This is a genomic window from Stenotrophomonas sepilia (assembly GCF_003244875.1).
Lineage (GTDB): Bacteria > Pseudomonadota > Gammaproteobacteria > Xanthomonadales > Xanthomonadaceae > Stenotrophomonas > Stenotrophomonas sepilia.
In genome coordinates, this window is record NZ_LXXZ01000113.1 from 22272 (window position 1) to 33088 (window position 10817).

The following is a 10817-nucleotide window of genomic DNA, read 5'->3' on the forward strand; positions in this document are numbered from 1 at the left end:
TCAGTCGTCGCCAGTAACGCGCAGGATCTCTTCCAGCGTGGTCACCCCGCTGTCGACCCAGCGCTGGCCGTCCTGTCGAAGGGTCCGCATGCCGGCCCGCCGTGCCGCCTCGCGTAGCGCAGGCTCACCCTGCCCTTCATGGATCAGTGCACGTACCCGGTCGTCCACCACGAACAGTTCATGGATGCCGGTGCGTCCGCGATAGCCACTGTTGGCACAGGCCGTGCAACCCACTGCGCGCCATACGGTCCGGCCTTCGCCGTCCACCTCGGCACGCCGGCACTGCGTGCACAGCCGCCGCACCAGCCGCTGCGCCAGCACACCGCGCAGCGACGAGGCCAGCAGGAACGGTTCCACGCCCATGTCGGCCAGGCGGGTCACCGCCGAGATCGCATCGTTGGTGTGCAGCGAAGCCAGCACACCGTGCCCGGTCAGCGACGACTGCACCGCGATCTGTGCGGTCTCCAGGTCACGTATCTCGCCGATCATGATGGTGTCCGGGTCCTGGCGCAGGATCGCGCGCAGCGCGGTGCCGAAGCTCATGCCGATGCGCGCGTTGACCTGGATCTGGCCAATGCCGGCAAAGTCGTACTCCACCGGATCTTCCACGGTGAGGATATTGCTGGTGCTGCTGTCAAGCTGGCCCAGCGCGGCGTACAGCGACGTGGTCTTGCCGCTGCCGGTCGGCCCGGTCACCAGCACGATCCCGTGCGGCTGCCGGATCAATCCGGTGAACGTGGCCAGGGTGTCATCGGCCATGCCCAGGCGCTGCAGCTGCAGGCGGCCGGCATCCTTTTCGAGCAATCGCAGCACGGCGCGCTCGCCATGCCCGGTCGGTACCGTGGAAACACGGATGTCCAGCGGCCGCCCGCCCACGCGGATCGCGATGCGCCCATCCTGTGGCAGGCGCTTCTCGGCAATGTCCAGGTGGGCCATGATCTTGATGCGCGACACCAGCGCTGCGTGCAGTGCGCGCCGAGGCTGCACCATGTCGCGCAGCGTGCCGTCCACCCGGTAGCGCACCACCGAATGGGTCTCGAACGGCTCGATATGCAGATCGCTGGCACCGTCGCGTGCAGCCTGTGCCAGCAGCGCGTTGATCATGCGGATCACCGGCGCATCATCCTGCGCATCCAGCAGGTCGGTGACCTCCGGCATGTCCTGCATCAGCCGGTCCAGATCGACTTCACTTTCGGCGGCACCGACCACGGCCGCGGCATCACCGCCGTCACGGTACTGCTCACCCAACCGCTGCTGCCAGGTCGCCGCATCCAGGGCATGGAAAGGCAGCGGGCCATGCCGGCGGCGCAGCTCGGCCACGGCCCACGCCGCCGTGTCGGCCGTGCCGAGCAGCACCGGCTCGCCACCGGCTTCGGACAGCATCACGCCGTGGCTGCGCACCCACGCGTATGGCAGCGGCACAACGGCGCTCACGGCCCGATCACCAGTTCCGGCGTGTAGCCCAGCCCGCGCAGCTGCTGCAATGCCGGATCCAACTTCGCCGGATCACGCGGCAACCGCACGCGCAGGCGTTGCCCACCCTCGCCCGGCGTCGCCTCCGCGTAGGCCTGCAGGCCCAGCGCCCGCACCTGCGCCACGCCCTGGCTGGCACGGCTCGGCTCCAGCCCCTGTGCGAACTGCACCAGCTGCGCATCGCCGTCACCGGCCGGATACAACGCTGCCAGGCTGGTGTTCTGCAACGGCTGGCCGTGGCCATCGCGCGCATTGCCCTGGCCGAGTACCGACAGGTCCTGCGGTGGCAGCTGCGGCGCCGACAGCGCGGGCAAGGCCCAGCTCTGTACGGGCTGCGCGCCGGCCTGCGCATTGCGCATGTAGTCGTAGCGGTCGCGGGTCAGGCGCTGTCCGGCGGCCGGGTCGCGTACCACGTGCGGGCGCAGGAACACCATCAGGTTGGTCTTGGCGCGCTTGCGCGTGTCGCTGCGGAACAAGGCGCCCAGCACCGGGATCTTCCCCAGCCCCGGCACCGCATCACGGCCATGGCTGACGCTGTCTTCCAGCAGGCCACCGAGCACCATGATCTGGCCATCGTCCAGCAGCACGCTGGTATCGAGTGCGCGCTTGTTGGTGATGATGCCGGCCGTGCTGTTCGCGCTCTGCGCGTCGATGCTGCTGACTTCCTGGTAGATGTCCAGCTTCACCGTACCGCCCTCGGAAATCTGTGGGCGCACCCGCAGCTTCAGGCCCACGTCTTCGCGCACGATGGTCTGGAAGGGGTTGTTGCTGCCGCCGCCACCGTCGGTCACGTAGCGGCCACTGACGAACGGCACGGTCTGGCCGACCATGATGCTGGCTGCCTCGTTGTCCAGCGTCATCAGGTTCGGCGTCGACAGGATGTTGGCGCCGCCCTTGCTCTGCAGCGCAGTGGCCAGCGCCTTCATGTTGAGGATCTGGCCGACACCGGGCAGGTTGATGGTGCCGTCGATCACGCCGATCTTCAGGCCATCCTTGGGCAGCACGTCCAGCGTGGTACGCGCACCGGTATTGAGCCCGCTACCGCCGGTAGCGCCCCCGAAATGGGTGCCGCCAAACGTACGGCCATTGCCCAGCATCCACTGCACGCCCAGCTCGGCCGCGTCGGTCTGGTTGACCTCCACGATCAGGCTTTCCACCAGCACCTGCGCACGGCGCTGGTCGAGCTGGTCGATCACCCGCCGAAGGTTGCGGTACACCGGCTCCGGCGCCGAAATCAGCAGGGTGTTGGTGGCCACGTCCGCCTGTACCGAAATGCCGTTATGGCTGAAGCCGGTGCTTCCTGCATCGATCGGGTCGCCCCGGCTCGGGTCCAGCCGCTGCGATTCCAGCGCATTGCCTCCGGGCTTGGCCTGCTGCGGCTGCGACGGCTGGATGGGCGTGGAACGGTTGGCGTCACCCGGCAGTGGGGTGATGCCTTCGTTGCTGCCCATGGCCGGTGCATCGCTCTGTCCGGCCACCACGCCACGCAGCACACCGGCCAGCTGGTTGGCCTGGGCGTTGCGCAGGTAGACCACATGCAGGTTGCCGGACTCGTCCTGCGCGCGGTCCAGCTTCTCCACCAGCTGCCGCGCCAGGCGGGTGCGGCCTGGGCTGCTGGAACGCAGCAGCACGCTGTTGCTGCGCGGGTCGGCCATCACCACCACCTTCTGGCCCGGCTCGGCGCCCTGCGCATCCAGCAGCGGCGCAACCATGGCCGCCACGTCCACCGCAATGCCCTGCTGCAGCTTCACCACATCGGTGTCCATGCCGGCGGGCGTGTCGACGCTGGCGATCACCCTCGCGATGCGCTCCAGGTTGTCGGCGTAGTCGGTGATCACCAGGGTGTTGTTGCCTGGATTGGCGGTGATCGGGTTGTCCGGGCTGATCATCGGCCGCAGCACAGCCACCAGCGCCGCCGCATTCTCATAGCGCAGCGCAAACGTACGCGTGGCGATCTCGCCCCCTGCACCACCGCTACCCACCCGGCCACCGAGCAGCTTGGCATCGGCCTGCGGCACCACCCGGCTGACGCCGCCGTTCTCGACCACGGCGAAGCCTCTCATGCGCAGTGCGCCCAGCAGCAGCTGGTAGGCCTGGGTACGGCTGACCGGGCCATCGGAAACCACCGTCATCTTGCCGGTCACGCGTGGGTCGACCAGGAACTGGCGTCCGGTGAAGCGCGCCGCCATGCGCAGCACACCACCGATATCGGTATCCACCAGGTTCAGCTGCACCGGCTCATCGCGGGTGTCCTGCGCCGCCACCGGCGCCGGCACGTGGGCCATGCCCACGATCAGTGCCAATGCGGCACTGCAGGCAAGGCTGCGCATCGCCCTCATGGATGGGCACCCGCAGGAGCCACCATCACGATGTTTCCGGAAATCCTTGCCGCCGGCATGTTCGCATCCCCTGTGCGTGTCAATTGCAACTGCTGCAACTCGATGGCCGGATCGGCCAGCAGCGGCAACAGCCAGTTCCATAGCGCATCGGCGGGAACGGCCCGTACCTGCAGGTGCCAGCACCCGTCGCGCGCTTCGATATGCAGGCCGCCAGCCAGACCGGCGGACTTGATCTGGTCACGCAGCCCGGCCGGGGTCGGATGCTGGCCCTGCGCCAGCTGCTGGCGCTCACGGGCGCGCAGCAGCGGTGCCAGTGCGCGATGCTGCGCCTGCAGCCGTGGCAGTTCGGCCTGCCAGTGCGTGCGCTGCTTCAGCAGCGGCTCCAGCCACAACGACCACAGGCCCGCCACCAGCAGCGCCACAACCATCACCCACAGCATCAGCCGGTCGCGCGGTGGCAGGCGTTGCCAGCGCTGCTGCAGGCCCGCCAGCCCCTCGCCCAGCCGCAGGGTTCGGGTCGTCACTGTCCCGCTCCGCTCACCCGCAGGCGTCCACCGGCGTCGCGCGCCAGCTGCAGCCCCTGCGCCTGCATCGCTTGCTGCCAGTGCTCAAGCCGCTGTGGATCGTCAGCCAATGCCTGGGCATCGGCGTCCAGCTCCAGGTACACCTGCCCGGGTTGGTAGTGCAGGCTGTGCACCTGCCCCGCCAGCTCCGGAACCGCATGCAGCGTGCTGGCGACCTGGCGCTGCAGCGCCGGCAACGGCGGCGCTGGCGGCGGAACCGCCAGCGCTCGCCTTGCTTGCAACACCGGGTCCACCACGTCGGTGATCTCCGGAAAGCGTGCGCTGAACTGCCGTGCCATGTCCTGCTGCAGCGCCTCACCCTCGACCCGCCAACGCGAGACCTGCCACTGCAGGCCAAGTGCAGCCAGCAGCACCGCCGCCAGTGCCAGGCCGATCGCCAGTCGCGGCGCTTGACGGCCTGCGCCGGGCAGCGGCAATGACCACCCCGGCAACGGGCCACAGGCCTGCCGTTCATGCGCGACGGCGGTGCCCGGCAGGCTGTCCGGCCACGTCGGCGGCACGCTGCCGATCCACTGCACGGCCTGCACGCCGGCCTGTTGCAGGCGGGTGGCCAACGCCTGCATCACCGCAGACGCGTCACGTCCGCCATACCATTGGACAAGTCCCCGATCGCGCCCGCTGCGCACCAGCAGATGCTCGCCGCTGACCTGCAGCGTGGCGTGGCCGTCCTGCCAAGGCAGCAGCAGTGGCGTCGGATACAACGCCTGCAGCTGCAGCGCACACGAGGCCAGCAGCTGCTGCGCCTGCGCGATCGCCTGCTGGCCGAGCCAGGCCACCGGAACCGTACCGTCTGCCGCCTGCGCACCGTGGGCCAGCGCCACCTCCTGCAGGTCATCCAGCAGCATGGCCTCCACCTCGCCCTGCAACGCCGCCTGCAGGCGGCGCCCGGACAGCGGCGGCAGCTGCAGTTCCAGCAGGATCAGGTCGTTCGGGTCAAGGCAGGCATGCACCGCCGCCCGCGGATGCCGCAGGCCCAGCGCGGCCAGCGTGTCGCGGCCGTGTGCCACTACCTCGTCCTTGTGAAGCCGCGCCCAGTCCACCGCGCTGTCGGCGCGCAGGTGCGCCAACGGCGGCAGGCGCACCCGAAGCTGCACCGTCATGCGCCGATCCTCGTCCACACCCGTTGTACACGTACCCCGTCGTCGCGGTACTCGCGCCAGAGCAGCGCGCGAAAATCAACCGCGCTGCCGTCAGCCTGCACCCGGCCCACGGCCAGGAACCACTCGCTATGGATACCCAGTGGAAGCACGGCCATCTGTTCGTTGCTCAGTTGGAGTCGGTTGGCGATGTCACCGCGGTTGAGCAGCCAGTGGCCGGCGTCGCGCTCAGCGAGCAGCGCCTGCAGCCGTGCGGGCTCGACCGCAGGCGTCACCGCCTGCAGAACGCTCAGGTCGCTGGTATTGGCGTTGACCAGGGTCTGCGCCGGCAGCACCACGGTGCGTCGCGCCAGCGCCTGCAATGCCACCGGATCGGCACCGGCCAGTGCCTGCGCGATCAGTGATTCGCGCGGCAGTGGGGCCTGTGCCTGGATGTCACCGTCGCGCAGGCGCGCCTGGATGTGGTCCGCCGCGGATGCGCAGGCACCCTGGCCAAGCCCCTGTGCAGCACACAACGCGATGAACGCGCGCCGCGCCTCGGGGTCCGGCCTGCCCTGTGCCAGCAGGTTGCGCAGGTTGAACATCGACTGCGCATCGACCAGTTGCAGCTGCACCGGCAACGGCGCCTGCAGTTGCAACGGGCGCGCCCAGCGCCCGCTGCGCACCGTGGTCAGCTGTTCCTTTACATCCTCACGCAGCTGCTGCGCCGCACGCTCCAGCGTGGCGTCCACCGCCATGCGCACCTGCGCGCGCAACTGGTCGCCGCGCAGCGCGCGCAGCTGCGCCGACTGCCGGGTCAGCAGCGCGGTGGCAATCACGGCCACCAACGCCACCACCAGCAGGGCGACGATCACCGCCATGCCACGCTGGCGGGTGCACGAGACCGAACGCGTCGGGGCTGCCATCAGCACGCCTCACAGCTGCCAGGAGCCGATGTCTGCGTTCCCGGCGTCGCCACCGGGCTTGCTGTCCGCACCCAGCGAGAACACATCAATGTCGCCATGAGTGCCTGGAACCTGGTACTGGTACGGATGGCCCCACGGGTCATTCGGCAGGCGATCCAGGTACGGCGTCACCGGCAACGCACCACTGCCCTGCGGCGGCTTCACCAGCGCCTGCAGGCCCTGTTCGGCACTGGGATAGCGCCCATTGTCCAGCTTGAACAACTTCAGCGCCTGCATCAGCGCCGCGATGTCCTGGCGCGCCGCCACCACGCGCGCCTGGTCCGGACGGTCCATCAACCGCGGCACGATCAGCGCGGCAAGGATGCCGATGATCACCACCACCACCATGATCTCGATCAGGCTGAAGCCCTGCTGCCGAGCCCTGCGACCACCTGCCTGCCTTGCCATTGTTCCGCCCTCGTCATCCTGGAAGAGACCGCTGCACCATGGTCAGCGGTGCATGTGTCAGTACGATAAACATCCGCCTGCGATTCGCTGCGCGGTTGCCTGTGCGGGCGCACGTGCAGCCGGCACGCGTGCCGCCTCGAGCAGGTGCGGCGGCACGCTGGCCAGTGTTTGGTCGATGCACTTGCGCAGCAACGGATGCACGCACGCCTGCAGCAGGCGCACGCACTGCGTCGGCGACCACGCGGTGCCGTGGTCGAGCCCGATGAACATGCGGTAGGCCTGGTGGTAGCGCAGGTCGTCGTACACACGCTGCGCACTGTTGAGGTCACGCACGTTCACCAGCAGGGCCGCACGTTGCAGCAGTCGCGCATCGGCTGCGCCAAGCGGCAGCGCGCTCATGGCCGCGTCGGGCCAGGGCCGCATCCGCAGGTCGAGGGCCTTTCGAAGTGCCGCCAGTGGATGCGCACTGCTGTCCAGTGCCGCCCAGCGCGCCGCGTCCGCCCAGGCGTCACTGGACAGCACCCAGACCCACGAGCGCCCGTAACGCTGCACGTTCAGGGGCGTGTGCCGTGCCTGCTCCAGTGACTGGCTCAGGTGGCGATCCAGCTCCAGCATGCTGATCCTGCGACTGTCTTCCATCTGCGCCGCCCGTGCTCCGCGACGCGTGGTGCGTCGTACTCTGGAGAAGACGTCAGCAAGGCAGGTGAAGCGACACCGCGAATGCAACTCTGTGCACGGGATGGCGCTTCATCGGCAACGTCATCGCAGCGTCATCCGCCTGCAGGCTTCGCGCTGCAGCCGCGGTGCGTCACCCCCACAACGGCGGGCCAGTACCGCCACGTCGCTGCGGGCAGCGAATGCGACCAGTGCATCGGTCATGTCCACGTCATCGCACCATGACGCCAGCGCGACGCGCAGCGCGGGCAGCTGCCACCCGTCCATCACCCCATGGGCGCCCGCCACGAACCAGTGCCAGAGCCGATGATGCAGCACCTGCTCATGCAGCTGCGTGAGATCGTCGATGCCATGCATGTCCGCCAACAGCAGTGCGCGTGCGAGCGCCGCAGGCGGCAGCGCCCCGGATTCGACCAAGGGCATCTCCTGCTGCTGCAACCGCAGCAGCATCGCCAAGGGGTGTGACTGCGGATTGAAGTCCAGCAGCACCGCCTGCTGCTGCCACTGCGCGTCAGACACCACGCACACCCAGGGCGAACCATAACGATGCACCATCAGGGGCCTTCGCTGGGTGGTTTCCAGCAATGCAGACAGATTGCGACGCAGATCGAGCACACCGATGGTCTCGTTGCGCATCCTTGGCTTCTCCTCGCTTGCAACAGCCCTGCGCGGCGCGCACGGCCAGCGCCTTCATCTATCCAAGAACGGCGATGCCACCCGGAAAGCGACGCAGATCCAGCGACATCGTCAGTCGCAGCTGCTCCAGCGCCGCATCCGGATCATCGATGCGGAAGCGGCCACTGACCGGCGCGCGCGCCAATGCCGATTCACCCAGCAGTACCTTGCCCCGCCGGTAACGGTTGATCTCGTCCACCACCTCGCCCAGCGGTGCGCGGCGGAACACAAGCATGCCTTCGGTCCAGGCACTCACTTCCGAAGCTACGGCCTCGGCCACGACGCCACTGAGGCGCTCGTCGAACCGGGTCTGCTGGCCTGCCTGCAGCTGCAGGCGGCCCTGCGGGTGCTCGATACGGGCGCTACCCTGCAGGCAGGTCACCCGTACCAGCCCGTGGGTGTTGCGCACGTCCAGGCGCACCGCACCTTCATCGGCAATCACGCAACCCGGGCCCGCGAACAGTGCCAGGCGCAGGCCAGCACCGGTTTCGATCGCGGCTTGGCCCTGCACCAGCTCGAAGCCTTCGCCCTGCGCGTGCGCGCGGCGGCGCAGGCTGCTCTGCGTATCCAGTTCGATCTTGAGCTGCGGCGAGGGCGCGATCTGTAGTCGTTCACCGGTGCCGGTGTGGAAATCGGCCGCCATCGCCGTCACCGACGGCCACAATCCCAGCGGCGGGCGGAGCGCCGCCACCACCACCAGACTGGCCGGCGCCGCCACCGCAGCGCCCAGGAAGGCGCGCCGGCTCCAGCGCTGCGCCGGCGTCGGCGCGACCGGTTGGCGCGCGGCGGCGGGCAGTCGCTCGCCGGCCAGCTGCACCTGCTCCCACTGCCGGCGCGCACGGCCAAACGCTTCACGATGACGCGGGTCGGACTCGCACCATGCACGGAACCGGCGCCCATCGGCAGCGGTCGCCTCGCCCGAGGTCAGCCGCACCACCCACGCGTGGGCCTGACGCTCAACGGCATCCAGCGGGCGTTGCGGGCGGTCGTCAGGATCCATGGGAGCTCATGCCGGACCCGCACGCTGCGGGGTTCTGCTCGGCGTCAAAGTGTAGACGGATGCCGTCGCTCAGAACCGCACCTGGCGCCCCTGCCCACTGCGTTCGGCCAGGTAGTCCTGGGCTGCCTTCAGCTCCCGCTGCACCAACCGCAGCGACACACCGAGGTGGTCGGCCACGTCGCGCTGCTGCAGGCCATCGACGCGGATCGCCAGCAGGATGCGACGACGGCGCTCGGGCATGCGCTGCAGCAGGCCGACCATGTCTTCCAGCGCGAAGTCGAGCTCGGCCGCCTGTGCCGGCCCCGGCCCCGGGTCGGCCATGTCCATCAGCGTATCCACCTCCTCCAGGCTCAGCAGGCGGTGGTCTGCCCGTTGGCGGTCGATCACGGTGTTCATCGCCATCCGCAGCAGGTAGGCCGCAGGGTTCTGCACCGCGTCCAGGCGGTCACGTCGCGCACTCAGGCGCATCCACGTGTCCTGCAGCGCGTCGCCGGCCAGCTCTTCCGATCCGAGCTTGCGCACCAACCGGCGTTTCAGCTCGTCGTAGGCACCCAGAAGGTGGTCCATCAGATCAACCGCCCCAGCCGTACCGTTGTTCATGTCCGAATCCTTGAAGTCATGGAAGGGGCGCGCGCCGGCCACAGTCGTGGTCGGTGCCGGAAGGACGGATCTGCAGCGTCACCGGCTGTGGCAGCGCGGCGGCGTCGGCCGCCAGCACCAGGCCGTGCAGCGCCTGCAGCAGGCGTGCGTCGCGGCGATCACTGCCACTGCCGGACAGCAGCTCGGGCTCGCTCACCTGGCCCGCGCCGTCGATGCGGAAGCGCAGCGTTGCGGCATAGCGGCCGGGCGCAATCTCCGGGTCGTCACAGAACGCCGCACGCAGCCGCTGCTGCAACCCGCCGTAGCGACGCCGGCGTTCGGCCTCGGGCAGCCCCGCGCCAACATCGGGTTCCGCGGCCGAGGGCTTGCCCCGGCGCAGCACCACACGCTGCTCGCCGATCACCTCGGCCTCGATCCCTGTGTCCTGCAGCAGCGACTCCAGCGCCACAAGCGGCGCCAGGCTCCCGCGCAGCGCATGGCTGCTGCGGCCCGAAGCAAGGTCGCCGGGATACATCACCGACCACCCACTGATGACACTGAAGCGCTCGACCGCCTGTTCCAGCGGCTGCGCAGGGATGTCGTAGGCGTGAACCGCGTCCTGTGCGGCAGCGGCAAAGGACAGCAGCAGCCATGCGGCGATGGCCACCTTCCAAGTTCTGACCGCATGGTGTCCATTCAGCCCCCTGACGTAGAACACATGACCCTCGGCAGCGACAGCAGCTGCAACGGTCGCGCACTACAACCGGAACCCCGGCCCACGCGCGACCCGCAAGCGGGCTCAAACCGTACCGGGGGCACATGTCATTGCGATGACCGCCGCCACGGCTGACGCCGGGTCAGGCCCTGCGAAGCCAGTCACGCGTCAGGAATCAATGAATCGAACAGGCATGATCATCTGCCCCAGGGGTCAAAACCCGTTGCGCAACAACGGGATCCGACCCCGACGGATCGCGGGGAACTGTCAGGCGGCGGGGCGGTGTGGCCAGGCAGGACCGTTGGCGCCATGGATGGCGCCATCGAGC

Annotated in this window: 11 protein-coding genes; all 11 read right to left on the reverse strand. The window is 69.0% G+C overall.

The features are described 5' to 3' along the window. On the reverse strand, positions 1 to 1434 hold the full coding sequence (gspE, locus tag A7X97_RS21190) for a type II secretion system ATPase GspE (RefSeq protein ID WP_072168839.1): 1434 nt from the start codon (positions 1432 to 1434) through the stop codon (positions 1 to 3). Continuing rightward, complete coding sequence (gspD, locus tag A7X97_RS21195; protein ID WP_111008414.1) at positions 1431 to 3812, reverse strand: type II secretion system secretin GspD; 2382 nt, start codon at positions 3810 to 3812, stop codon at positions 1431 to 1433. Before gspD ends, gspE begins: the two co-directional genes overlap by 4 nt. Beyond that, a complete protein-coding gene (gene gspM, locus A7X97_RS21200; protein WP_111008415.1) occupies positions 3809 to 4336 on the reverse strand; it encodes a type II secretion system protein GspM in 528 nt (175 codons plus the stop codon). Before gspM ends, gspD begins: the two co-directional genes overlap by 4 nt. Next, positions 4333 to 5496, reverse strand: coding sequence for a type II secretion system protein GspL (gene gspL, locus A7X97_RS21205; protein ID WP_111008416.1), 1164 nt, complete (start codon positions 5494 to 5496; stop codon positions 4333 to 4335). The genes gspM and gspL overlap by 4 nt, the downstream gene beginning before the upstream one ends. Further along, positions 5493 to 6398, reverse strand: coding sequence for a type II secretion system minor pseudopilin GspK (gene gspK, locus A7X97_RS21210; protein WP_111008419.1), 906 nt, complete (start codon positions 6396 to 6398; stop codon positions 5493 to 5495). The genes gspL and gspK overlap by 4 nt, the downstream gene beginning before the upstream one ends. A 9-nt stretch (positions 6399 to 6407) precedes the next feature. Beyond that, complete coding sequence (gspG, locus tag A7X97_RS21215) at positions 6408 to 6845, reverse strand: type II secretion system major pseudopilin GspG (protein WP_005416799.1); 438 nt, start codon at positions 6843 to 6845, stop codon at positions 6408 to 6410. 57 nt (positions 6846 to 6902) lie between these two features. Next, positions 6903 to 7484, reverse strand: coding sequence for a hypothetical protein (locus tag A7X97_RS21220; protein ID WP_111008417.1), 582 nt, complete (start codon positions 7482 to 7484; stop codon positions 6903 to 6905). 120 nt (positions 7485 to 7604) lie between these two features. Continuing rightward, on the reverse strand, positions 7605 to 8156 hold the full coding sequence (locus A7X97_RS21225; protein WP_072168844.1) for a hypothetical protein: 552 nt from the start codon (positions 8154 to 8156) through the stop codon (positions 7605 to 7607). Between the two features lie 58 nt (positions 8157 to 8214). Next, positions 8215 to 9195 (reverse strand): FecR family protein, encoded by a 981-nt coding sequence (locus A7X97_RS21230; protein WP_111008418.1) that lies wholly within the window; start codon positions 9193 to 9195, stop codon positions 8215 to 8217. 69 nt (positions 9196 to 9264) lie between these two features. Continuing rightward, complete coding sequence (locus tag A7X97_RS21235; RefSeq protein ID WP_061479455.1) at positions 9265 to 9795, reverse strand: RNA polymerase sigma factor; 531 nt, start codon at positions 9793 to 9795, stop codon at positions 9265 to 9267. 16 nt (positions 9796 to 9811) lie between these two features. Further along, complete coding sequence (locus tag A7X97_RS21240; protein WP_072168847.1) at positions 9812 to 10492, reverse strand: STN domain-containing protein; 681 nt, start codon at positions 10490 to 10492, stop codon at positions 9812 to 9814. Positions 10493 to 10817: the final 325 nt, after the last annotated feature.